This window comes from Pseudomonas sp. IT-P171, from assembly GCF_949767765.1.
GTDB classification, from domain to species: domain Bacteria; phylum Pseudomonadota; class Gammaproteobacteria; order Pseudomonadales; family Pseudomonadaceae; genus Aquipseudomonas; species Aquipseudomonas fluorescens_B.
The window spans coordinates 162,226-186,190 of record NZ_CATKQN010000059.1; the positions used below are offsets into that span (position 1 = coordinate 162,226).

At 60.6% G+C, this 23,965-nt stretch carries 24 protein-coding genes; 6 read left to right on the plus strand and 18 right to left on the minus strand.

Annotated elements, in window-relative coordinates; all coding sequences use genetic code 11:
- Positions 1-21 precede the first annotated feature (21 nt).
- From ACM6I5_RS28495 to ACM6I5_RS28520, 6 genes are all read right to left on the minus strand, one after another.
- Positions 22-1,461, minus strand: a complete 1,440-nt coding sequence (locus tag ACM6I5_RS28495) for a PLP-dependent aminotransferase family protein (protein ID WP_017340075.1) — start codon at positions 1,459-1,461, stop codon at positions 22-24.
- A gap of 285 nt (positions 1,462-1,746) precedes the next feature.
- Positions 1,747-2,559 carry an OmpA family protein gene (locus ACM6I5_RS28500; RefSeq protein ID WP_052909718.1) on the minus strand — a complete coding sequence of 271 codons (813 nt, stop codon included), beginning with the start codon at positions 2,557-2,559 and terminating at the stop codon, positions 1,747-1,749.
- The gene (locus tag ACM6I5_RS28505) at positions 2,556-2,912 is read right to left on the minus strand and encodes a DUF4398 domain-containing protein (protein ID WP_017340077.1); all 357 of its coding nucleotides are present in this window, start codon (positions 2,910-2,912) and stop codon (positions 2,556-2,558) included. Before ACM6I5_RS28505 ends, ACM6I5_RS28500 begins: the two co-directional genes overlap by 4 nt.
- Before the next feature lie 9 nt (positions 2,913-2,921).
- A complete protein-coding gene (locus ACM6I5_RS28510; RefSeq protein ID WP_017340078.1) occupies positions 2,922-3,746 on the minus strand; it encodes a substrate-binding periplasmic protein in 825 nt (274 codons plus the stop codon).
- Positions 3,747-3,826: 80 nt separating this feature from the next.
- Positions 3,827-4,756 (minus strand): electron transfer flavoprotein subunit alpha/FixB family protein, encoded by a 930-nt coding sequence (locus ACM6I5_RS28515; RefSeq protein WP_017340079.1) that lies wholly within the window; start codon positions 4,754-4,756, stop codon positions 3,827-3,829.
- A gap of 2 nt (positions 4,757-4,758) precedes the next feature.
- Entirely contained in the window at positions 4,759-5,508 is a 750-nt protein-coding gene (locus ACM6I5_RS28520) for an electron transfer flavoprotein subunit beta/FixA family protein (RefSeq protein ID WP_017340080.1), read from the minus strand.
- A gap of 547 nt (positions 5,509-6,055) precedes the next feature.
- Between ACM6I5_RS28520 and ACM6I5_RS28525 the strand changes: the two genes are divergently transcribed.
- Positions 6,056-7,720 (plus strand): electron transfer flavoprotein-ubiquinone oxidoreductase, encoded by a 1,665-nt coding sequence (locus tag ACM6I5_RS28525; RefSeq protein ID WP_414878068.1) that lies wholly within the window; start codon positions 6,056-6,058, stop codon positions 7,718-7,720.
- 60 nt (positions 7,721-7,780) lie between these two features.
- Here the strand turns inward: ACM6I5_RS28525 and ACM6I5_RS28530 are convergent, their stop codons facing one another.
- Positions 7,781-8,671: an AraC family transcriptional regulator gene (locus tag ACM6I5_RS28530; RefSeq protein WP_017340082.1), complete on the minus strand. Its 891-nt coding sequence runs from the start codon at positions 8,669-8,671 to the stop codon at positions 7,781-7,783.
- Between the two features lie 190 nt (positions 8,672-8,861).
- Here ACM6I5_RS28530 and ACM6I5_RS28535 point away from each other — a divergent pair, with 190 nt between their 5' ends.
- A complete protein-coding gene (locus tag ACM6I5_RS28535; RefSeq protein WP_414885131.1) occupies positions 8,862-9,914 on the plus strand; it encodes an NAD(P)-dependent alcohol dehydrogenase in 1,053 nt (350 codons plus the stop codon).
- Here the strand turns inward: ACM6I5_RS28535 and ACM6I5_RS28540 are convergent.
- From ACM6I5_RS28540 to ACM6I5_RS28565, 6 genes are all read right to left on the minus strand, one after another.
- On the minus strand, positions 9,911-10,714 hold the full coding sequence (locus ACM6I5_RS28540; RefSeq protein WP_008152270.1) for an IclR family transcriptional regulator: 804 nt from the start codon (positions 10,712-10,714) through the stop codon (positions 9,911-9,913). The two genes, ACM6I5_RS28535 and ACM6I5_RS28540, sit on opposite strands and share 4 nt — an antisense overlap.
- Before the next feature lie 60 nt (positions 10,715-10,774).
- Complete coding sequence (locus ACM6I5_RS28545) at positions 10,775-12,085, minus strand: MFS transporter (protein WP_414885132.1); 1,311 nt, start codon at positions 12,083-12,085, stop codon at positions 10,775-10,777.
- Positions 12,086-12,276: 191 nt separating this feature from the next.
- Positions 12,277-13,425 (minus strand): galactonate dehydratase, encoded by a 1,149-nt coding sequence (dgoD, locus tag ACM6I5_RS28550; RefSeq protein ID WP_008152275.1) that lies wholly within the window; start codon positions 13,423-13,425, stop codon positions 12,277-12,279.
- 47 nt (positions 13,426-13,472) lie between these two features.
- Positions 13,473-14,093, minus strand: a complete 621-nt coding sequence (locus ACM6I5_RS28555; protein WP_017340085.1) for a 2-dehydro-3-deoxy-6-phosphogalactonate aldolase — start codon at positions 14,091-14,093, stop codon at positions 13,473-13,475.
- A gap of 19 nt (positions 14,094-14,112) precedes the next feature.
- Positions 14,113-15,105 carry a 2-dehydro-3-deoxygalactonokinase gene (locus ACM6I5_RS28560; protein WP_017340086.1) on the minus strand — a complete coding sequence of 331 codons (993 nt, stop codon included), beginning with the start codon at positions 15,103-15,105 and terminating at the stop codon, positions 14,113-14,115.
- Positions 15,106-15,281: 176 nt separating this feature from the next.
- On the minus strand, positions 15,282-15,764 hold the full coding sequence (locus ACM6I5_RS28565; protein ID WP_031319060.1) for a GNAT family N-acetyltransferase: 483 nt from the start codon (positions 15,762-15,764) through the stop codon (positions 15,282-15,284).
- A gap of 320 nt (positions 15,765-16,084) precedes the next feature.
- Here ACM6I5_RS28565 and ACM6I5_RS28570 point away from each other — a divergent pair, with 320 nt between their 5' ends.
- The 4 genes from ACM6I5_RS28570 (at position 16,085) to ACM6I5_RS28585 (ending at position 18,493) form a co-directional block, all read left to right on the plus strand.
- Positions 16,085-17,287 carry an MFS transporter gene (locus ACM6I5_RS28570; RefSeq protein ID WP_414885133.1) on the plus strand — a complete coding sequence of 401 codons (1,203 nt, stop codon included), beginning with the start codon at positions 16,085-16,087 and terminating at the stop codon, positions 17,285-17,287.
- 84 nt (positions 17,288-17,371) lie between these two features.
- A complete protein-coding gene (locus ACM6I5_RS28575; protein ID WP_017340089.1) occupies positions 17,372-17,710 on the plus strand; it encodes a hypothetical protein in 339 nt (112 codons plus the stop codon).
- 46 nt (positions 17,711-17,756) lie between these two features.
- On the plus strand, positions 17,757-18,011 hold the full coding sequence (locus tag ACM6I5_RS28580) for a hypothetical protein (protein WP_017340090.1): 255 nt from the start codon (positions 17,757-17,759) through the stop codon (positions 18,009-18,011).
- Between the two features lie 101 nt (positions 18,012-18,112).
- The gene (locus tag ACM6I5_RS28585) at positions 18,113-18,493 is read left to right on the plus strand and encodes a Rho termination factor N-terminal domain-containing protein (RefSeq protein WP_017340091.1); all 381 of its coding nucleotides are present in this window, start codon (positions 18,113-18,115) and stop codon (positions 18,491-18,493) included.
- A 128-nt stretch (positions 18,494-18,621) separates the two neighbouring features.
- Here the strand turns inward: ACM6I5_RS28585 and ACM6I5_RS28590 are convergent, their stop codons facing one another.
- The 5 genes from ACM6I5_RS28590 to araH all read right to left on the minus strand — a co-directional run bounded on the left by ACM6I5_RS28590 (position 18,622) and on the right by araH (position 23,963).
- Positions 18,622-19,551 (minus strand): PfkB family carbohydrate kinase, encoded by a 930-nt coding sequence (locus tag ACM6I5_RS28590; RefSeq protein ID WP_414885134.1) that lies wholly within the window; start codon positions 19,549-19,551, stop codon positions 18,622-18,624.
- Positions 19,544-21,010, minus strand: coding sequence for a purine-cytosine permease family protein (locus tag ACM6I5_RS28595; RefSeq protein WP_017340093.1), 1,467 nt, complete (start codon positions 21,008-21,010; stop codon positions 19,544-19,546). Before ACM6I5_RS28595 ends, ACM6I5_RS28590 begins: the two co-directional genes overlap by 8 nt.
- A 160-nt stretch (positions 21,011-21,170) precedes the next feature.
- Complete coding sequence (locus ACM6I5_RS28600) at positions 21,171-22,169, minus strand: ADP-ribosylglycohydrolase family protein (RefSeq protein ID WP_017340094.1); 999 nt, start codon at positions 22,167-22,169, stop codon at positions 21,171-21,173.
- On the minus strand, positions 22,166-22,879 hold the full coding sequence (locus ACM6I5_RS28605) for a GntR family transcriptional regulator (RefSeq protein ID WP_017340095.1): 714 nt from the start codon (positions 22,877-22,879) through the stop codon (positions 22,166-22,168). Before ACM6I5_RS28605 ends, ACM6I5_RS28600 begins: the two co-directional genes overlap by 4 nt.
- 115 nt (positions 22,880-22,994) lie before the next feature.
- Entirely contained in the window at positions 22,995-23,963 is a 969-nt protein-coding gene (gene araH, locus ACM6I5_RS28610) for an L-arabinose ABC transporter permease AraH (RefSeq protein ID WP_031319061.1), read from the minus strand.
- Between the last annotated feature and the right edge of the window lie 2 nt (positions 23,964-23,965).

Sequence of the window (23,965 nt, forward strand, 5' to 3'; positions counted from 1 at the left end):
GCTCGGGTGGGAAACGCACCCTCAAATGCCGCCCGCCATCTCCTGGCAAAGTTGCGTGGCGAGCATCCCCAGGGTCATCAAGGCACGCTCGGCTTCGCGGTTCCACGGCGTACCGCAATTGAGCCGGATGCAGTGATTGAACTGCTCGGTGTTACTGAAAATCAGCCCCGGCGCAATGCTGATGCCTTGCTGCAAAGCCCGTACATGCAGTTCTTGCGTGTTGACCCGGCCTGGCAGGCTCACCCACAGAATGAAACCGCCGGTCGGCCGGGTCATCTGCGTGCCTTCCGGAAAATACTGCTGCACCGCGAGCTGGAAAGCGCTGAGGTTCTTGCGATATTCCTGCCGGATGTAGCGCAGATGTCGGTCGTAACCACCATTTTCCAGATACGCCGCAATGCCCATCTGCGTGACGCTGCAAGCGGAATGCGTACTGAAGGTCTGCAGGCGCTGGATTTCCTGCTGGTACTTGCCGGCGATCATCCAGCCGATCCGCACGCCTGGCGACAGGGTCTTGGAGAAGCTTGAGCAATAGATCACCCGATCCAGCCGGTCGTAAGCCTTGAGTGACTTGGTGCGGCCCTGTTCGAACATCAGTTCGCCGTAGATATCGTCCTCGACCACCTGGATGTCGAAATCCGAGGCCAGGCGCAGCAGTTGTTTCTGCCGCTCTTCAGGCATGGTGCCGCCGAGCGGGTTGCTCAGGCGTGTGGTCAGCACCAGCGCCTTGATCGACCATTGATTGGCTGCCAGTTGCAGCGCTTCAAGGCTCATGCCAGTGGCCGGATCGCTGGGGATCTCGATGACTTTGAGGCCCAGCAGGTCAGCCAGTTGCAACAAACCGTAATAGGTCGGCGACTCGGCGGCGATCAAGTCGCCCGGCCGGGTCAGCACGCGCAGGGACATCTGCAAGGCATCGACACAGCCGTGGGTGATCACCACTTCGGACGGATCGACCACCACACCGGCGTCGCGCATGCGAATGGCCACCTGGCGGCGCAGCGGCTCGAAACCGGGGCTGAACATGTAGCTGAAAGCGCGCGGGCTATGGAAACGGGTGACCTTGGCCAGTTGCTGATGCAACGCCCGCACCGGCAGGTAATCGACGCTCGGCACGGCCGCGCCCAAGGGGAACACGCCCTCGCGGCGGGACTCGACCAATACTTGTTGAATGATGCTGCTGCGGGTGACCAGACCGGGGCGCTCTACCCGAGCGATGTCCGGGGTCGGCGCAGTCAGGGCCGGTGTCTGGTGCACGTAGTAACCCGACTGCGGCCGGGCGCGGATCAGCCCCTGATCTTCGAGATTAGCGTAGGCCTGCAACACCGTGGCATGGCTGACGTTGAGCTGCGAGCTCATCTTGCGCACCGATGGCACGCGCTCCCCCGGTTGATAGACACCACGACGGATGTCTTCGGCCAGTTGCTGAGCAATACGTTGGTAGAGCAAGAGATTGGTCATGACGCAGCACTCGATTTCACGGGCATTTTATTCTTGTGTGAAACAATACCGGAACAGTTTAGAAGTGTACGGGGACAGTTGCCACAATAGTCGACGGTACAGTGCAGTGTCAGCAAAAACTGTACTGTTTTTTACTGAAAGCGTGCGGCAATCGGCGCGCAAAAAAACCCGGCGCTGACGGGCAGGCCGGGTTGTAGGTGCTGTCGAGTGAAACGAGGCTGCGATCTTTCCAGGCCCACTTGAGTATCAAGAGCAAGATCAAAAGATCGCAGGGTCTGCCAGCGCCTACCGGGTGGCGCCGAGCTGGCCTTTTTCGTCGGAGAACACAATTTCCACCCGCCGGTTCTGCGCACGGCCCCGTTCGGAGGCGTTCACGTCCACCGGGTATTCGTCACCATACCCTTCGACCTGGATGCGTTTATCGTCGATGCCCAGGTCCATCAGCACATCGGCCACCGATTGCGCGCGGTCACGGGACAACTTGAGGTTTTCCTGCTTGCCACCGGTACTGTCGGCGTAGCCTTCGATGCGTACGACGCGCTTGGGGTTGAGCTGCAGGAACTGCACGATTTTCAACACCACGCGGTTCGCCGAGTTTTTCAACTCCGCTTCGCCGGTATCGAACAGCACGTCGCCCAGGGTCATCACCAGGCCACGGTCGGTCTGGGTCGTGGCGAGCGCGACAATCTGTTCTTCGAGCCACTTGCCCTGTTGCTGCACACTGAGCAACTTGGACTCGCGCAAGGCCAGTTGCAGGCGTTGACGCTCCAGTTCGAGCTTCGCCGCGCGCTCCTCATTGAGCACCTGATTGGTGTGCTCTCGGGCGATTTCGCTGTAGCGCCGGCTCAGGTAAGCGTAATGGACCACGTCCGAACCGCTGCCCCAGTAGCTGGACAGGCGGTCGGCGCGGGCCAGGGACTCTCCGGCGCGAATCACGTCTTTCGGCGCGATTCGCAGCACGTTGGAATCTTCCTTGACCTTCTGGAAGTCGGCACCGGCGTTTTGCAATGCGGTTTCGCTGTGCTGGCCGGCGCAGCCATACAGGCTGGCGCAACCCGCCAGGATCAATCCGCCGATGGCGCGGGACTTGAGGCTCATTGGGCATCTCCCACTTGCTTGCGCAGACGGGTGATACGGGTATTGAGCACGTTCAACTGCTCCTCGCTTTTAAGGGTCAGGACCTTGGCTTCGGCCAAACGCGCATCCAGCTCGGCCTGTTCAGCGCGCATCCGCGCATGCTTGTAGGACTCGTCCGCCATGTCGCCCTGGGCACGGCTGAACTTGTCTTCGGCCAGTTTCAGTTCCGGCACCTCGTCGGCAGTGGCACCCACGGCTTTGGCTTGTATCAAGGCCTGTTCGGTCAGGCGAATTTGTTCATTCGGCGCCGGATCGGCTGCACAACCCGCCAGAGCCAGAACGGCCAGGGCTGCGAAAAGAGGTCGAATACTCACTAAAAATCCCTACTGTTTTGGGGTACTGGCGGGTTGTTGTTGCTGCGCTTTCCAACGCTCGATGTTGCGTTGCAGCGCGGCTTCCGTCAGTCCGGACGCGGGCAATTCTGTCATCTTTTTGGCCAGCTGTCCGCGCAACCACGGATCGTTGCAGGCGGAGTTATGGGAAACCGCGAGGTACAGGCCGGGTTTGTCGACCGGTTGTGGACGCGCCACAAGATCGTTGGCCATGCTCAGTGCCTGCGCGGCCGCCATGCCGGAGTAGCGTCCGGCGAGAACAAATTCCACCTCGCCCAACAGCAGTTTCTGAAGGGCTTGGGTGAGGTTTGGTGTACGGATGAGGGTCAATTGCTGCTCGGCGAACGTCCCAAATGCCGTGGTCATCCGAAACTTTTCCGACACTGCGCCGGGATGACCGTGGAGGTCCTGGGCTTCGTTGTAGACCAGTGGCGAATCCTTTCGGGTCCAGACCAGGTAATCGTTTTCCAGCAACGGCGGATGAATGTAATCCAGGGTTTCCAGTTCGCTGACCGTCAACGGCGCATCCGCCAGCATGTCCATGCGCCCGCTGCGCACTTCATCGAGGGCCTGGGAGCGTTTGCCGGCGTACAGCAACTCGACCTTGATGCCCAACTCCCCTGCCACGTGCTGCAACAAATCGGCACTGGCGCCGATCAGGTGCTTGGGATTTTGCGGGTCTTGCCACAGGTACGGCGGCGCATCCGGGCTGCCGGTGACCACCAGGCGTTCGCACTTGCCCGCGGCGACAGACAGTGTTGGCAACACCGTCAGGCCCAACAGCAATGACCAACCGAACACTCGGCGCAAATCCATGGCGACACTCTCCCACTCAAATCCGGAACAAAAAAAAGCCCGACCAAAAGGTCGGGCTCTTTATAGGTCAAGCCGCTGGATTAGACCAGCTTCTCGAACTCAGGGATGGCTTCGAACAGGTCCGCCACCAGGCCGTAATCGGCCACCTGGAAGATCGGCGCTTCTTCATCCTTGTTGATCGCAACGATCACTTTGGAGTCTTTCATGCCAGCCAGGTGCTGGATCGCGCCGGAGATACCGACGGCGATGTACAGCTGTGGAGCAACGATCTTGCCGGTCTGACCGACCTGCATGTCGTTGGGTACGAAACCTGCGTCGACCGCGGCGCGGGAAGCACCAACGGCAGCGCCCAGCTTGTCGGCCAGGGCGTACAGGTGTTTGAAGTTGTCGCCGTTCTGCATGCCGCGACCGCCGGAAACGACGATTTTGGCAGCGGTCAGCTCCGGACGATCGGACTTGGCCAGTTCTTCACCAACGAAGCTGGAAGTGCCGGCGTTGTGCGCAGCAGCAACCGCTTCAACGGCAGCCGAACCACCTTCAGCCGCGACCGGATCGAAACCGGTGGCGCGAACGGTGATGACTTTGACCGCAGCGTTCGACTGAACGGTCGCGATGGCGTTACCGGCGTAGATCGGGCGCTTGAAGGTGTCAGCGCTTTCGACCGAGATGATCTCGGAGATCTGGTCAACGTCCAGCTGGGCGGCAACGCGCGGCAGGATGTTTTTGCCGTTGGAAGTCGCGGCAGCCAGGATGTGGCTGTAGCCAGCGCCCAATTCGGCTACCAGCGGCGCAACGTTTTCCGGCAGTTGGTGAGCGTAGGCGGCGTTGTCGGCCACCAGCACTTTTGCCACGCCAGCGATTTTCGCAGCGGCTTCAGCCACGGCGCCAGCGCCTTGACCGGCAACCAGCACGTGGATGTCGCCGCCGATTTTGGCAGCAGCGGCCACGGTGTTCAGCGTGGCCGGGGCCAGCACTTTGTTGTCGTGTTCAGCGATTACCAAGATAGTCATGATTAGATTACCTTCGCTTCGTTTTTCAGTTTCTCGACCAGTTCAGCCACCGACTTGACCTTGATGCCCGCGCTGCGTGCAGCCGGCGCTTCGACTTTCACGGTCTTGTTGGTGGAGGCGGTGGAAACGCCCAAAGCGTCCGGAGTCAGCACTTCCAGAGGCTTCTTCTTGGCTTTCATGATGTTTGGCAGGGACGCGTAGCGCGGCTCGTTCAAACGCAGGTCGGTGGTGACGATGGCCGGCAGTTTCAGGGAAACGGTCTGCGCGCCGCCGTCGATTTCCCGGGTCACGGCAACGCTGTCGCCGGACACTTCGACTTTCGAAGCGAAGGTGCCCTGACCGTAACCGCTCAGTGCAGCGAGCATCTGGCCAGTCTGGTTGTTGTCGCTGTCGATGGCCTGTTTGCCAAGGATCACCAGCTGAGGCTGTTCCTTGTCGACAACCGCTTTCAACAATTTGGCAACGGCCAGGGAAGTCAGATCTTCAGCGGATTCGACGAGGATGGCGCGGTCGGCACCCAGAGCCAGCGCGGTGCGCAGCTGCTCTTGAGCGGTGGACGGGCCGACGGAAACGACGACGATTTCAGTCGCAACACCTTTCTCTTTCAGGCGTACGGCTTCTTCCACGGCGATTTCGCAGAATGGGTTCATCGACATCTTCACGTTAGCGAGGTCGACGCCGGAATTGTCCGCCTTGACGCGAACCTTGACGTTGTAATCCACAACGCGTTTGACAGCTACAAGAACCTTCATGGATTCCTCGTTACTCTCCGGTGAAAAGAAAGTCGCCTAGGCGAACCTGGCGGTTGATGCTCATCGGGCGCAAGGGCACCTCTAAAAACGCCGGCATACGTGTCAAGTGACCATCGCTCATGAAGTTGATGACCGTTCGTCAGTGGTGACCAACAAGTCATTCAATATCGCGGCGTGTAAACTGCGCGCCAACATTGCACCGCGCATCACCTTGTACTGCCATCGCCCTGTCTTTAGAGGTGCTCTTGAAACCAACAGTCAGCCTACGGCGAGCGCAAAACCGACCGTATCTTGACCGGAACGCCTATTCCGGTCAATACGGCAAAATGGCCAGTCATAAGCCGCGTGACTTTGATTTCTCTGGCTTTGAGCCGATTCAAACAAACGTTTGTATTGGACGCTAGGAGTGGTGTAGATATAATGCGCCACCCAAAGAGAAAGGTGGTTCATCGATTGTCCTCTTCCTGCATTACGCAGGAATTCATGGATGCGACACCAAACCTCCAATTAGAAAAAAAACTGTTGAGCCTTGAGTAGGAGATAACCTGTGGAACGCGAATACATGGAATTCGACGTGGTCATCGTCGGTGCCGGCCCCGCTGGTCTTTCCGCCGCCTGCCGCTTGAAGCAGAAGGCTGCTGAAGCCGGTAAGGAAATCAGCGTCTGCGTGGTCGAAAAAGGCTCCGAAGTCGGTGCTCACATCCTGTCCGGTGCCGTGTTCGAACCACGCGCCCTGAACGAATTGTTCCCGGACTGGAAAGAACTCGGCGCCCCGCTGAACACGCCGGTGACACGCGACGACATCTTCGTTCTCAAGAACGCCGACAGTGCGCAGAAAATTCCTGACCTCTTTGTGCCCAAGACCATGCACAACGAAGGCAACTACATCATCTCCCTGGGCAACCTGTGCCGCTGGCTGGCTCAGCAGGCCGAAAACCTGGGCGTGGAAATCTACCCGGGCTTCGCCGCACAAGAAGCGCTGTTCGACGAGAACGGCGTAGTTCGCGGGATCATCACCGGCGACCTGGGCGTTGACCGCGAAGGTCATCCGAAAGAAGGCCTGTACACCCCGGGCATGGAACTGCGTGGCAAGTACACGCTGTTCGCCGAAGGTTGCCGCGGCCACATCGGCAAGCAGTTGATCAAGCGCTTCAACCTCGACAGCGAAGCCGACGCCCAGCACTACGGCATCGGCCTGAAGGAAATCTGGGAAATCGACCCGGCCAAGCATCAGCCAGGCCTGGTGGTGCACACCGCCGGCTGGCCGCTGGACATCATGGGCACCGAGAACACCGGCGGCTCCTTCCTATATCACCTGGAAAACAACCAGGTGGTGGTCGGTCTGATCGTCGATCTTTCCTACAGCAACACCTACCTGTCGCCGTTCGACGAGTTCCAGCGCCTCAAGCATCACCCGGTGCTCAAGCAGTACCTGGAAGGCGGCAAGCGCATCAGCTACGGTGCCCGCGCCATCTGCAAAGGCGGCCTGAATTCGCTGCCGAAAATGGTCTTCAAGGGCGGCGCACTGATCGGTTGCGACCTCGGCACCCTGAACTTCGCCAAGATCAAAGGCAGCCACACCGCGATGAAGTCCGGCATGCTCGCCGCTGAATCCGTCGCCGAGGCACTGTTCGCCGAAAAAGACGGCACCGAAGAGCTGACCACTTACGTCGACGCATTCAAGAAGAGCTGGCTCTACGACGAACTGTTCGCCAGCCGCAACTTCGGCCCGGCGATCCACAAATTCGGCGCCATCGTCGGCGGTGGTTTCAACTGGCTGGACCAGAACATCTTCGGCGGCAAACTGCCGTTCACCTTGCACGACACCAAGCCTGATTACGCTTGCCTGAAGCTGGCGGCCGACTGCAAGAAGATCGACTACCCGAAACCGGACGGCAAGATCAGCTTCGACAAACTCAGCTCGGTGTTCATCTCGGGGACCAACCACGAAGAAGAACAGCCTTGCCACTTGAAGCTGACCGATCCAAGCATCCCGATCAGCAAGAACCTGCCGATGTACGATGAACCTGCCCAGCGCTACTGCCCGGCCGGCGTGTACGAAGTGGTGACCAAGGAAGACGGCGAGAAGCGCTTCCAGATCAACGCCCAGAACTGCGTTCACTGCAAGACCTGCGACATCAAGGACCCTGCACAGAACATCACGTGGGTGGCACCGGAAGGTGCTGGCGGACCGACTTACCCGAACATGTAAGTCGAATCGCTGAACAACAAGGCTCCCTAAATGGGGGCCTTTTTTGTTGCCCACGATTTATCAGGCGGCGCGCTCATCCCCGGGATTGCGCTCAAAGTAGCGCTTGTACTCGCGACTGAACTGCGACGTGCTCTGATACCCGACTCGATGCGCCACCTGCGCCACACCCAACCCTTCGGTGAGCAACAACTGTTGCGCCTTCAGCAAACGTAATCGCTTCAAGTACTGCACCGGCGACAACAAGGTGCTGCGCTTGAAATGCTCATGAAAGGTCGACGCACTCATGTTCGCGCAACTGGCCAGGGTCTCGACGTTCAATGGCTCGGTGTAATGCGCGTGCAGATGACTGAGCGAAGCGGCAACCCGAGCGAATTGGCCCTGTTGTTCCACCAGCGCGCGCAACACATCCGCTTGCGGACCACGCAACGCGACGAACAACAATTCCCGCAACCGCGCCGGCCCCATGATCTGGCATTCCAGCGGATCGTGCAGGCAACGCAACAGCCGTTCCACACAACCACGCATCGCATCGTCGAGCACCGCCGAGGTCATCGACTCGGGTGTCTGCGCAGGAATATTGCGCCCCGGCGCCAGCCCCATGGCCAACACCAACTCACCGAGCAGCACCCGATCGATGGCAATCGAAACCCCAAGCATCGGCCCATCAGGCGCCGAGAAAGTCTCGCACTCAAAAGGCACCGGCAATGCCTGAATCAGGTAATGCCCGGCACCGTATTCCAGCGTACGAGCCCCCAGATACGCCAGTTTGCTGCCCTGGGCGATGATGACCAGACTCGGTTCATAGATCTGCGGACCGCGTGCCACATCACAGCTGGCGCGCAAAACCTGCACGCCCGGCAATGCTGTCGGCGCAAAACCATCGCGAGTGGTCAAAGGCTGGATCAGCGAAACCAGCGTGGCATTGGCATCGAGATGACGGGTCAACAACATGGGAGCTCTTCACAAAAAAGTCGCGGAAATCGGGATGAAAACATCATCGCAGGTCTGATCGCGCATTTGATCCATCGAACGCTGATGCCGGAGGAATAGGCATGACACCCGGAGGAATCGCCATGGCCGGTGACCGGCACCGCGCCCAGAATGCGCCGCCTCACCTGTCACCGCTTTTGCGAGGTTCATCATGTACACCGCCATCGGATACGCCGCTCAATCAGCCACCACTCCCCTCGCCCCCATGAAATTCGAGCGCCGCAGCCCCCGCGCCGACGACGTTGCGATCGACATTCTCTATTGCGGCGTCTGCCATTCCGACATCCACCAGGCACGCAACGAGTGGGGCATTGCCGTTTACCCGCTGATGCCCGGTCACGAGATCGTAGGCAAAGTGACCGCCATCGGTGCGAACGTAACCCGACATCAAGTCGGCGACTTGGTCGGCGTCGGCTGCATGGTCGATTCCTGCCGCAGCTGCGAAGCTTGCCAGGCCAACCTCGAGCAATATTGCCTCGAAGGTCCGACCATGACCTACGCCACACCCGACCGAGTGGATGGCAGCAACACCATGGGCGGCTATTCCGACAGCATCGTCGTCAGTGAACACTTCGTCGTGCGCATTCCGGAAAAGCTCGATCTGGCCAGCGCCGCGCCGATTCTCTGCGCCGGCATCACCACCTACTCGCCGCTCAAACACTACGGCGTCAAGGCCGGCGACAAGGTCGGGATTCTAGGCATGGGCGGCCTCGGCCACATGGGTATCAAGTTTGCCAAGGCGATGGGCGCGGAAGTGACGCTGTTCACCCGTTCGGCAAGCAAGGCTGAAGAAGGTCGTCGCCAGGGTGCGGACCATGTGATCGTGTCCACCGACGCCGGGCAGATGAAGGCAGCAGCAGGCCATTTCGACTTTCTGCTGGACACCATTCCGGTGCAGCACGACCTCAATCCCTACCTCGACACGCTACGTTTCGACGGCGTGCACATTCTGGTCGGGCTGATCGAACCGGTCGATCCAGCGGTCCACGCCGGCAAACTGGTGATGAGCCGTCGCGTACTGGCCGGCTCGCTGATCGGCGGCATCGCCGAAACCCAGGAAGTGCTGGATTTCTGCGCAGAGCACAACATCACCTGCGACATCGAAATGCTCGACATCCGCCAGATCAACGAGGCTTACGCCCGTATGATTGCCGGTGACGTGAAGTACCGTTTCGTCATCGACATGGCGACGCTGAAGGTCTAAACCTTCGCACCCAGTTCTGCCGAGAGCCGGGCCGTGACCCCTTTGATCAGGGGAATCAGCTCGGCCATTTTTTCCAGCGGCATGTACGGCACGGTGCTGGCGATGCTGATGCCGGCGACAATGCGTTTGCTGGCATCCCGGATCGGCGCCGCGACACAACGGATCGACGGTTCGTTGTCTTCCAGATCGAAGGCGTAGCCGCCCGCCACGTACTCGACCATGCGCTGCTGAAACTGCTCCCAGGATTGCTCCGGGTGCTGCGGCCAGAACTGATTTTTCCCACCCGCCGGCAAGCTGACTTCGTACAGCCGTTGCCATTCTTCCTGCGTGTCATCGAGCATCAGGGCCTTGCCGATCCCGGTGCGCGCCAACGGCATGCGATGGCCGACCCGCGAGCGCATTTCCGGGCCATTGCGCCCCGGATTCTTGTGCAGGTACAGGACCTCGTCGCCCTCGCGAATCGCCAGGTGGATGGTGTCGCCGGTCAACGCCGACAACTCATCCAGATATGGCCCGGCCAACGTCACCAGAGGCAATTCCTCGCGAGCCTGAAAACCCAACTCAATCAACTTCGGCCCCAACAGATACCCGACTTGCGGCACCACGCGCAGATAACGCTCGTCCACCAGGCAACTGGCCAGACGATGGGTGGTGCTGCGCGTCGTGCCGATCAGCCGGGCGATTTCCTTGAGATCGCGGGCGCCACTGGCCACGGCCTGAACCACACCCAGACCGCGAAGCAGTGTCTGGGTGCCGGTCGGGGCGGCGTCCTTGGCGATTTTTGGGGCGTCTTCCTGCATATCCAGCCTTTACCGTTGAGCGAGGGAACGGGCGGCATTATGGTCGCCCGACGGCTGCGACTACAACTTGATACGCTCGACCTTCCCGACCAGCAGAATGTAGGAAAGCGCACCGATCAACGCCAGAACCGAGATGTAGGTGATCGCCGGGGCGAACGAATCACCGGTGGCGAGGAAACCGATGACAATCGGTGTGGTGATCGCCGACAGGTTGCCGATGAAATTAAACACGCCGCCGGTCAGCCCCAACAACCGTGCCGGTGCCAGCGTTGAGACCAGCGACCAAGTGATCGAAGCCAGACCATTGCCGAAGAAGGCCAGTGCGAGGAAGGCAATTACCAACGGCGTCGACTCGACGAAGTTGGCGCCAATGATCGAGGTGGAAATCAGCAAGCCGCCAATGATCGGCAACTTGCGAGCGAAACCCACCGTGTACCCGCGGCGGATCAGGAAGTCGGAGAAAAACCCGGAACAGAGCACGCCGACGAAAGCCGCGAGAAACGGCAGCGACGCCAACAGGCCGGACTTGATGAAGTCCATGCCGCGGTATTTCACCAGGTAGGTCGGGAACCACGTCAGGAAAAACCACAACGTCGAGTTGAGGCAGAACTGACCGAGGTAGATGCCCCACAACTTGCGCTTGGTCAGCACGATGCCAAGGTCAGTCCAGCTGAATTTCGCTTTGGCCTTGGCCGTCTCGGCCTGGATATCCACCAGCCCGCCGCCTTCGCGGATCAGGTCGATTTCAGCGTCATTGGCACCTTTGAAATCCCGTGGTTCGCGATACACCAAGTACCAGATCACCGCCCAGAGAATGCCCACCGCGCCGGTGCTGACAAACACCATGTGCCAGCCAAACTCATGCTGCAACCACGCGAGTACCGGGGTAAGGAACGCCAGGCCAACGAACTGGCCGGAGGTGTAGAAACCAATGGCTGTGGCGCGTTCGCGTTCGGGAAACCAGGTAGTGACCACGCGGCTATTGATCGGATACGCCGGGGCTTCCAGGGCACCGACTGCCATGCGCAACACGAACAGCGCGATGAAGCTGGCGGCGAAACCGAGCATCACCGTGGCGATCGACCACAGCAGCAACGCGACGCTGTAGAGAATGCGCGGCGGGACGCGATCCACCAGCCAACCGCCGGGGATCTGCATGGCGGCGTAGGTCCAGCCGAACGCCGAGAAAATCAGCCCGACGTGGATCGGGTCGATGCCCAGTTCGCTGGTCAGCGCCGGGGCGGCGATGGACAGGTTGCTGCGGTCCAGGTAGTTGATCACCACGGTGATGAACAGCAGGACCATGATGAAAAAACGCTTGCGGCTGGGCGCCACCAACGACGCCTGCCCGGTGAGGGTTTGCGGTTGCATGGGGATTGCCTCTTCTTATGTTTATTGAGGTCGATGTGAAACTGCAGATCTCCGTGTCCATGGAGATCAAACTGTGGGAGCCAGCCAGCCTGCTGGCGATCGCGGTGTATCAGTCACCATCCATGCCGGATGTGCTGACCGAATCGCCAGCAGGCTGGCTCCCACAGGGGTTGCGATGGGTCAGACAGAACTCACCACTCGGCAAAACTGCCATCGGCATGCCGCCAGATCGGGTTGCGCCAGCGGTGCCCGACCGCCGCGCGTTCGATCACATACTCCTCGTTGATCTCGATGCCCAGGCCCGGACCATTCGGAATCTTCACGAAGCCTTTGTCGTAATCGAACACCCGCGGATCCTTGACGTAATCCAGCAGGTCGTTGCTCTCGTTGTAGTGAATGCCCAGGCTCTGCTCCTGGATGAACGCGTTGTAGCAAACCGCATCCAGTTGCAGACACGCCGCGAGGGCAATCGGGCCCAGCGGGCAATGCAGCGCCAGCGCGACGTCGTAGGCTTCGGCCATGTTGGCGATCTTGCGGGTTTCGGTGATGCCGCCAGCGTGAGAAGCATCGGGCTGGATGATGTCGACGTAACCTTCGCTGAGCACGCGCTTGAAATCCCAGCGCGAGAACAGGCGCTCACCCAGGGCGATCGGCGTGCTGGTCAGCGGCGCCAGTTCTTTCAGCGCTTCGTAGTTTTCGCTGAGTACCGGTTCTTCGATGAACATCAGCTTGTACGGATCGAGCTCCTTCATCAGCACCTTGGCCATAGGCTTGTGCACCCGGCCATGGAAGTCCACGCCGATGCCGACGTTCGGCCCGACCGCGTCACGCACGGCTGCGACGTTGGCCAGGGCGAGGTCGACTTTCTCGAAGGAATCGAGGAATTGCAGCTCTTCGGTGCCGTTCATTTTCACCGCAGTGAAACCACGCTCCACCGCCTCTTTCGCTGCACGCGCGGTGTCTGCCGGACGGTCACCGCCGATCCACGAATAGACACGAATCTTGTCCCGCACCTGACCACCGAGCAGATCGCTGACCGACACACCCAACGCCTTGCCCTTGATGTCCCACAACGCCTGATCGATACCGGCCAGGGCACTCATGTGGATCGCGCCGCCCCGGTAGAAGCCGCCGCGGTACAGCACGGTCCAGATGTCTTCGATGTTGCGTGGGTCTTTGCCGATCAGGTAGTCGGATAATTCTTCAACGGCCGCTGCCACGGTGTGGGCACGGCCTTCGACCACGGGCTCGCCCCAACCGGTCACGCCCTCGTCGGTTTCGACCTTGAGGAAGCACCAGCGCGGCGGAACGATGAAAGTGGTGAGTTTGGTGATTTTCATCTCTTCTCTCTCTTGTTAGATGCAGCGCGCTCGGCGCCAAAAAAGTCTTAACGCAGAGCGTTCCATGCAGCGACGTAGGCTTTGGCGTTGGACGCCACCTGCTCCGGCGTCATGCCCGGTTTGAACAGCCCGGACCCGAGACCGAAGCCTTTGACGCCGGCGTCGATAAACACCTGCATATTCTCCGGGGTGATCCCGCCCACCGGCGCCAGAATGGTTCCGGCGGGCAACACCGCCAGCCAGGCTTTTACAACCGCCGGCCCCATTTGCTCGGCCGGAAACATCTTCAGCACATCCGCCCCTTCGGCCAGTGCGGCGAAAGCTTCGGTCGGTGTCGCAACGCCCGGCGACAGGAACAGCCCCGCCGCTTTCGCTGCACGAAGCACCTTGGGATCGCTGTGGGGCATGACGATCACCTGCCCGCCGGCGGCTTTCACTTGCTCGACCTGCTCCGGCGTCAGCACCGTGCCGGCACCGATCAGGCAATCGGCGGGCAAAGTACTGCGCAGGATGCGGATGCTTTCGTACGGTTCGGGGGAATTGAGCGGCACTTCGATGACGCGAAATCCGGCTGCGTAAAGGACTTCTCCGATAGCCGCCGCTTCCTGCGGGCGCAGGCCGCGCAGGATTGCGATCAGGCCGTTTTGCGCCAGGGCTTGCTTGAGCATGTCAGACCTCCAGTCAGGTTTAACGGGATGGATGTGGGGTGACGAGTCCGGCAGCGAGCGCCAACTGCCACAGCCCGCGTTCGGTGGCGTGTTCGGCCAGCGTCACGCGAGCAAAACCGCAGGCGTCGAGGGCCCGGCTGTAGCGGGCACACAGTTGTGAGTTACCGATGAGGATGATTGCCGGCAGATGGACGCTGTTGCGCCGACGCCGCTGAACAGTGGCCAGCGCCGACAGCTCATGACCGATCAACAGGCCGGACAGATAGTCCGGTTGCGCGCTGCCGCTCAACTCGCCGGTCAGCCCGAGGCTGCGGGCGCTGAACAGCGTCGACAACGGGCCGACCTCGCCGTCCACCGACAGGGCCACTTGCACACCGCGGTCGAACGCGTCGCCATCGAAGGATGCGCCGCGCTGCTGAGTGCGTCCCAGAATGCTGTGTTCACTGAGCACGGCGAAGACTTCACCGGTCATGAAGGTATCGAAATGCACGATGCAGCCGTCGGCCACTTCCACCCATTTCGAATGACTGCCCGGCAGGCCGATCAACAGATCACTGCCCGCCCCGCTCGGCAGGTTTTGCAGCACGCCGAGGACCTGGGTTTCTTCACCACGCATCACGTTCGGCAGCCGCGAACGTTGAATCACGCCCGGCACGATGTGCACATCGACACCGCGAAGACTGCGAATGGTTTGTAGGGAAGTTCCGAGATTGGCGACGTTCGCCGGTGTATCGCGGTAGGCCGCTTCGCGCCAGCCCTGCGCGCTGCCAACCATACCGCAGGCAATCACCGGCAAAGCGGGTTGTTCATCGAGCCAGTCACCGCAAGCCTCGTCAAAGGCCAGTTCAAAACCGTCTGTGCATACCTGACCGTTAATGATTCGCGGCGTCCGGGGCAGCTGCATGATCCCCGATGACAGCGAACGCTGTTCGAGCACCTGGCCACCCGCGGCGAGTTTGTAAGCACGTAATGAGGTTGTCCCCCAATCGAGCGCGATCAATTGCGCCAGCATCGCTTCACCTGTTTTGTTTTATTGGCAGTGAGTGAGCTGGACTATAAACCCGAAAGCGGACAAATCTCAATATATAAATATACATCCCATATTTTGGGATTATGGCAAAAAAAGATCGCAGCCTCGATAGCACCTACACCGGTAGGCGCTGCCGAAGGCTGCGATCTTTTAAGGATTCAATTGCCCGCGGCAAAATCCCTTAATACCGCGCCATCCATCCGGTACCGAACCCATTCTTCCTGCGGCTGCGCCCCCAGGGATTTATAGAATTCGATGGCCGGCTTGTTCCAGTCCAGCACGCTCCACTCGAACCGACCGCAATCATTGGCGCAGGCGATTTTCGCCAAGTGGCGCAGCAAGGTTTTTCCCGCGCCGCCGCCACGCTGTTCGGGGGTGATGTAGAGGTCTTCGAGGTACAGGCAGTTACTGCCGAGCCAGGTGGAGTAGCTGAAGAAGAACACCGCAAAACCAATCGGCAAACCGTCCCGCAGGCAGATCAGTCCGTGGGCCGTGGCGCCTTCGCTGAACAGACTGCGCTCGATGTCGGCGACGCTGGCGATGACTTCGTGGCGGGCACGTTCATAATCGGCCAGTTCAGTGATGAACCCGAGGATTTGCGGTGCATCGCTGGGGGTCGCCGGGCGGATTTCGATCGTCATGGACGTGCCTTCGTCAAAAGTGGAAAACGCCATACTAAGTCGGCTCGCAGTCTGTGGCGAGAGAGCTTGCTCCCGCTGGACTGCGCAGCAGTCCCTTCCCAGGTCGACCCCTGCCTGCCTGAAAGACCGCGTCGCTTGTTTTAGGGCTGCTTCACAGCCCAGCGGGAGCAAGCTCCCTCGCCACAAAAGCTACAAGGCGATCATGTACAGGCATTACTCCGGCCAGCACTAACCCTGAAATCGACAACCTCGGACCTAACATCCGCGCCTCGCATGATAGACAGATGACACTCACCGTTATCGGGTCAAGGAACCGCGTCATGTCCATCGCACCACCTCAAGTCTCCAGCAAGCTGTTCGGCCTGTTTTGCCTCGCCAGCTATTTGCTGTCGCTGTCTTACGGCGCGACGTTTTTGCTGTCGTTGCTGATCGGCTCCCGTGGCGGCAACGAACACGATGCCGGCAGCGTGATTTCGGCGGCGATGCTCAGCACGTTTGCAGCGGTGATTGTCTCTGGGCATTTGTCTGATCTACTCGGGGCGGCGCGTTCGATTGCGCTGTTCGGCGTGCTGCTGGTAGCGGCCAGCCTGGGCTTTGCGCTGACGCCGGGTTTCGGCCCTCTGCTGCTCCTGTTCGGGTTGCTGCTGGGGTTGGGCTGGGGCGTTTTCTACACGCTCGGGCCGATCATCGTCGCGAGCCTGGTGACGCCCGCGCAGCGTGCCAAATATTTTGCGCTGCTGTCGGGCAGCATGATGACCGGGATCGGCAGTGGCCCTCTGCTGGGGCGCGCAGCCAGTGCGCTCGGCTATCCGGTGACGGCGGCGTTTTACCTCGCAGCACTCGCCAGCCTGATCGGCGTTGTACTGTTCTGGCGCCTGGATGCGCAACTGAAAAAGGCACCTTCGCCCACCGCCTCGGTCGCGCGTATTTCCTGGCGTGCAACGGTTCAAGTGCTGTCGTCCAGAGCGGTGTTCCCGATCATCATGGTCGGCCTTGGCGGTTGCGTGTTCGGTGGCCTGTCGAGTTTTCAAACCAGTTACGCGGCGTCTCGCTCTCTGGATTACTCGCTGTTCTTTTTCGGTTTCATGGGCGCGGCGATCAGCAGTCGGATGTTGATTGCCGGGTTGGTGGTCAAGCGCGATCCGTTCCGCACATCCTGCCTGTTGTCGGGGCTGATGACAGGCTCGATCGTGATGTTCGGTTTCGTGGTCGACAGCGGCTTCAGCTACGCGCTGGCCGCGGTGATGCTGGGCGTCGGTTACGGGCTGACGTATTCGGTGATCAACGGCCTGGCCGCGAACGAAGCGCCGAGCGGCACCACTGCGCAATCGTTGCTGTTGTTCAGCCTGTCGTACTTCATCGGCGTGTTCGGTTTTCCGTTGCTGGCCGGACAGATCATCGTTGAATACGGGATGACCACACTGTTGCTCTCCGTTCTCTGCGTCGCGCTGCTGAACTGGCTGATCACCGTGGGCCGCTTGCTCTGGCGCCGCTTCAGGGTCAAGACGCCGCAGCAGGCCTGAACCGTTCGTCGTTCATCAGGCACCAACCCGATGGGGGGGCGGACCAATATCAGGTAAGGACTCTAATTAAATGGAGACGACACCATGATCATGTCCCGACTGACCGCCCTCGCTCTCGCTACCCTGCTGTCCTCTGCTGCCCTTGCCGCGAACACCGCCTCCGGTACCGGCCCGACCGACCCGGTGGAAAAGCCCAAATCCCCCGCCATTCAAAGCGCACCCGGCATCAACACCAATGGTTCCGGTGTCGATAGCAGCCTGCCGCCGTCCACGGGCACCGATCCGCGGATCCAGGGAAACGACGCGGGCCGTCAGGGTGGCATGAACATGCCCGACACCCAGACACCCGATAACGCCGGCACCGGCATCGGCTCGAAAACCACCACCGGTGGCTCGGGTTCCGAAGGCGGCGCCAGCCAATAAATCGCCCACGCGAGCTGTACCTGTCCACATCCATGAAGAGGTAACCATGAACGTCGATAAAAACCTTGAGAAAGAAGTCCTGACCCGTCTGCTGCACGCCCACCCGAACGGGTTGGGCAAGGAGGTTCTGGACAATTACCGGGGGGAGAAAGTCGTGGCCAGTGCCCTTGCCACGCTGCAGGATCGCGGGTTGATTCAACATGGGCATGTGATCTGCGACGAGACCGGCGAGCACTCGTTGAATTTGCCGATCAAACTCAGCGCGGCCGGGGTTGAGGCGGCGCGCAAGCTGGACGTCTAACCGTGTAGGAGCTGCCGCAGCCTGCGATCTTTTGACGTTGATTCAAGAAGACCAAAAGCTCGCAGGCTTCGCCAGCGCCTAAGAGCAGCAGGAGAAATCCCATGCCTCGTGGAAGCAAAGACAAATACACCGCCGAACAAAAGCGCAAGGCCGAGCACATCGAAGAGAGCTACGAGCACAAAGGTGTCTCGAAAGAGGAAGCGGAGGCCCGCGCCTGGGCGACGGTGAACAAGCAGTCGGGTGGTGGTGAGCGCAGCGGTGGTTCCGGGCGCAAGAAACCGGCGAGTGCGAAGGCCGAAGACCGCAAGGGATCTTCGCGGCGTGCGGTAGCCAGTCGTGAAGGTCACCCGCGTAACAGCAAGGCGTCGCGGCAGACGCAGACGGTGGACAGTTTGAGGAAGGAAGCCACGGCGAAGAAGATTCCGGGGCGTTCGAGTATGCGCAAGCAGGAATTGATCGAGGCGTTGCGCAAGGCTGGGTAAGGGTCAAAATTTATTCAATGTGCGGGCCCTATCGCTGGCAGGCCAGCTCCCACAGTGATTAAGGTGTTCACAGTTTTTGTTTACACCCCGAATCCTGTGGGAGCTGGCCTGCCAGCGATAGAGCCAGATCAGCCGCAGAATGTTTTGCTGATCAGTGCATCCACCTCATCCGCCCCCGGCGAAGTCGCCGGCCCCCAGCGAGTCACTGCGAGTGCCGCCGCCGCATTCGCCCGCCGCGCTGCCTCGCCCGCCGACAGCCCTTGCGCCAACCCAGCCACAAACACCCCGGCGTGCGCATCGCCCGCGCCATTGCTGTCCACCGCCTCGACCTCGAAACCCGGCACAGGCTGACGCTCGCCATGCTGACTGATCCAGCAACCTTGGGGCCCATCGCGAACCACCATCAGCACCTCGGCGGGCAGATAATCGGTCAACCGATCAAGCGCCTCCGCGATGTCCGACGCCCCGGTAAACTGCAGCGCTTCGACACTGTTGCTGGTCCAAATATCGATGCGCGGCAACAAGGCCTGCATCAACGGCGCATCCGGTGACTCCACCAACGGGCCCGGATCGAACACCACGTTAATCCCGGCCGGCAACGCCAGCACCCAATCCACCAGCGCCTGAGCCTTGCCGACATGCAGCAGGCTGTAGCCGCTGACGTAGACATAATCGCCCGCCTCGGCGGGCACACTCGCCAGGTCCTCGGCAGTCACTTCGCCTTCGGCGCCAATGTAGGAAACGAAACTGCGCTCGGCCGAGGCGTCGGTGATCGCCACGCACAATCCGGTATCGCGCTCCGCGCTGTGAGCAATGCCTATGTGGATGCCTTCAGCCTTCATCGCCTCCCGCGCCAGATCACCGAAACGGCCGGTGCCATGCCGGCCGAGGTAAACCACCGGCAAACCATTACGCTGCGCCGCAGCCATCACATTGAAGCCGCCGCCCGCTTCGAAACTGGCGGACTGCGCCAGTACATCGCCGCCGGGCTGCGGCAGTTTATCCACGGCCATGACCAGGTCGATGATGACCTGGCCGGTGTGCAACAGCTTAGGCATGAGCATTCTCGAGCAATGCGGCGCGGCGATCCCTGGCGCCACCGAGTACGAAGTAAATCCCGCCAGCGACCAGGAACGTCACGATCCAGCCGAGGCCGTTGTGGCCCAGCCACGAATCGGAGAGGAACCCGCGGAACCAGACGGTTTGTTCGGTGGTGCCGATGGTGGTGAAGCTGAAACCCAGCACGATCGCCACCGCCCACGCACCGAAGGCGCGCCACTCGACGCCGCCGCGGTACCAGTAGGCGCTGCTCGGGCTGACGTCCAGCAGATCCTTGGGGCTGTAGTAATGACGGTGGATCAGGTCGACGACGAAGATCCCGACCCACGCCGTGATCGGCACGGCCAGCAAGGAAATGAAGGTAATGAACGGGCCGTAGAAACTGTCGGCGATCAGCATGAAGTAAATCGAACCGGCGAAGATGGCAACGATGTCGACCACCACGGCGTAGACGCGCTTGACCTTGAGGCCCAGGGTCAACGTGGTCAAACCGGCGGAGTACACCGACAGGTTGTTCGACAGCAGCAAGCCGCCGAAGGCGGTGATCAGGTAAGGCACGGCCATCCACGTCGGCAGCATGTCGCGGATCGCAATGATCGGGTCAGTGGCCGACGCCAGGTCATTGTTACCCACCGACAGCAAGCCGCCGAGGGTGATCAGCAACACCAGCGGAATCCCCGCACCGAATGCGGCCGAGGCCACCAGGCGCACGGCTTTGACGCTGCGATGCTGATAGCGCGACATGTCGGCACCGGCGTTGGCCCAACCGATCCCGGTGCCGGCGGCCATGGTGCCGACGCCGATGATCATTGCGCTAAGCGGTGCAGGCGTGGCGTTGAACACGGCACTCCAGTCGATGGTGGCGCAAAGGAAACCGCCGACCAGAATGTTCAGCGCGCCGAACACGTAGGTCGCCCACTTCTGAATCACCAGCAACGTCGCGTGCCCAAGGCCAGACACCGACAACGTCAGCAGCACGAAAATCGCGATGAACACCAGGGTCAACATCGGCGCACTTTTGGCCTCCACCGGAGAGCCGAACAGGATCGAGCACAACGACAACAACACGAAAGCGGCGGTGGTGGTATTGACGGTTTCCCAACCCAGCCGCGACATCAACGAAACCAGGGTCGGGCCGATATTGCCGCGCACACCAAAGATCGCCCGCGACAGCGTCAGGCTCGGTGCGCGACCACGGCGACCGGCGATGGAAATGATCCCGACCACCGCGAAGGATCCGGCCGCGCCGAGGATCGCGACGATGATCGCCTGCCAGATCGCCAACCCGCGAAACGCTACCAGCGTGGCGCCCAGCGGCAGGCCGAGGATGGAAATGTTGGCAGCGAACCAGACCCAGAACAGTTGCAGCGGATGACCGTTGCACTCTGCTTCCGGCACCGGTTCGATGCCACGGGTTTCCAGTTGCCCGGCACTTTGCCCGGCGTTCGATGAACTCATGTGAAATGCTCCTGTTGCCTTTGTTGTGGTTATGGGCAATGACGGAAGACGAAAACAACAGCCCGGCTGTCCTGGCCAAGTCAGTGCGATCCATTGCGGGTGAAAAATTCAAACAAGCGGCGCAGCCATCGCCGGCAAGCCAGCGATGGCGCCAGTCCGGTCAGCGAAGAGCCAACAGTCCTTTTACCAACGGTTCCAGCTCCAACGAGTTAACGGCTTTGACCTTGTCGATCATCCCGACAGGCCAGCTCTCAAGCCCCAGACAGGCCCCCAGCATGGCCCCCAGAATCGCCGCGATGGTGTCTGTGTCGCCGCCAAGACTGGCCGCCATGCACACAGCTTCGAAGGCATTCATCTCACCGATGGCCACTTGTTGGGCCAGGGCAAACGAAACCACCACCGACTCCTGTGACGCCACCGAAGTGCCGATCACGTCGTACATCAAGTCCGCCAGCAGCGCCTTGTCACTGTCGACGCTGATCGTCCGCGCCCAACTGATGCGCGAGGCGATGCGTCCGCCCGCGACCCAGTGGCCGTGACTTTCCGCTTGCAGAGCGATCTGCTGGCCGAGGTTCAGCGCTTCGCCCAGGTCCATGCCGTTGATGCCGGCGGACACCACCGCCGCCACCGCCGCCGCGCTGGAAATGCCCAGCGTGGTGTTGTGAGTGACCTGGCAGGCCTGCACCACGGCGCTGATGAAACGCTCGGGATCGCTGACATCCGCCGAAATCCCGACCGGCGTGATGCGCATCGCCGCGCCGTTGGTGGTGCCATAGCGCCCTGCTTCTTCCGGCGACTGGCCGGCGAGAATCATCTCGATCGCCCGTTTGGTCGATGGGCCGAGCAAATCCTGTGAGTCCTTGGCCTGCATCGCGGCTTCCCATTCGATCAACCGCTGGGCCAGCACCGACGGTTCGATCTTGCCTTTGCCGTCGATCAACAACTGACCGACCAGAATGGCCTGTTCGGTGTCGTCGGTGATCGAGCCTTTGGGCATGTTGGCCGCGATGGGTTGATCGGGACCAGCGTCTTGCAGATCGGTGATGTCGCCAAAGCGCGCCTTGATTTCAGCGCGGCTCAGGGATTGGGTAGGCATGCCCAGCGCATCGCCCAGGGCCAGTCCGTAAAACGCGCCCAGGGCACGATTGAACGCGGTCATTGCGGGTTTCCAAATTGCAGGTGCAGGCGAAAGTGCACCGGATCAAGCAGGCTTTCGACTTGCTCCATGAAGCGGTTTTGCCGGTCGTATGTGGTGCGCAAGGCTTTGAGGAAAACCGTACCGACCGGGCGGCCGAGCAGTTCGGCGTCTTCGGCGTTCAAGGGTTCGGCGCCGATCCATTGATCGCCGCGCTCGCCGATGTAGCCGTACGCGGCCAGGGTGATGGTCAGGGAATTGTCGATCAGGCCGACACGCGGCAGGCTTTCCAGGCCTCCGGTGGCGGGCATCAATGAGCGTTCGAGGGAAACCAGCTTGCCGTCGGTGGAACGACGTCGGCGGTCGAGGGTGATGAACTGGTCGGTGCCGAAACGCGGCAGCAGGTCAGGACGGGTTACCGCCTCGAGCCGCAGCACTTCGGTATTGATCAGCGCCCCGTTGTCGGCCAGGGCCTGCGCCCAGCCGCTGCGCTGATCAAGCACCACGCCGTCGAAGGTGACGATGGAACCGACACCGCTTTGCGTCGCGATGTAGTGGCGCCGTTTCAACTCGGCCAGGGCTTCACGCAGCGTGCCGCGGCTGACTTTGAATTCTTGAGCCAACTGATGCTCGCCCGGCAGTAAAAAACCGTCCTCCAAGAGGCCGCTTTCAATGCGCCGGATGAGTTCGTCGACCACCCTTTGTTTCTTGTCAAATCGTACCTGTCTAATCATGTACAAACTGATAACCGAAACGGGTTGTAGCAGGCAAGAAATATTTAGGGGAAGTGACGGAAGGAATGCATAACCGTGGCGAGGGAGCAAGCTCCCTCGCCACGAGAGACGGGTGTCAGCGTTGTTTGAGGCGGTCGATGACCACGGCCAACAACAGGATCGAACCGCGAATCACATACTGATAAAACGTATCGATGTTCTTCAGGTTCATCGCGTTCTCGATGATTGCCAGAATCAACACCCCCGCGATCACATGCCGGATCATGCCGATCCCGCCACTCAGCGACACCCCGCCGAGTACGCAAGCCGAGATCACCGTCAGCTCGAAACCCTGGCCGATCATCGGCTGTCCCGAGGTCATACGCGAAGCCAGGATCACCCCGGCCAATGCCCCGATCACGCCATGCACGGCGAAGATGATGATCTTGGTCCGGTCAACGTTGACCCCGGCGAGCAGCGCCGCTTCCTGGTTGCCGCCGATGGCCATGGTGTTGCGCCCGTAGGTGGTGTAGTTCAGCAGCCAGCCGAAAAACAGGAAGCAGACGATGGTGATCAGAATCGGCACCGGCACCCCAAACAACTGGCCGTTACCGAAGACGAAGAACGACTCTTGCGACACGCCCACTGCTTTGCCATTGGCAAAAATGTAGGCCAGACCGCGAACGATCTGCATGGTCGCCAGCGTGGTGATCAACGCATTGACCCGCAACTTGGCGATCACGATTCCGTTGATCAGCCCGACGATCAGCCCCATGAACAGCGCCGCCACCACGCCGAGAAAAACGCTGTCGGTGTCGCGCATCACCACTGCCGCCACCACGCCGGCGCAGGCAATCACCGAGCCCACCGACAAGTCGAAATGCCCGGACGCCAGGCAATACAACATGGTGCACGCTGCGATCCCGGTGGTCGAAATCGCCAGGCCCAGCCCGCGCATGTTCAGTGGTGAAAGGAAGTTGTCGATCAGCAAAGTGCAGAGCACAAAGATCCCGACAGCCGCCAGCAGCATGACCCAGTCATCGAGAAAGCGCCGCAGGTCCAGAGGTTTGCGCTGGGTGGGCAGAGCGTTGTTTTGGGTTGTCATCA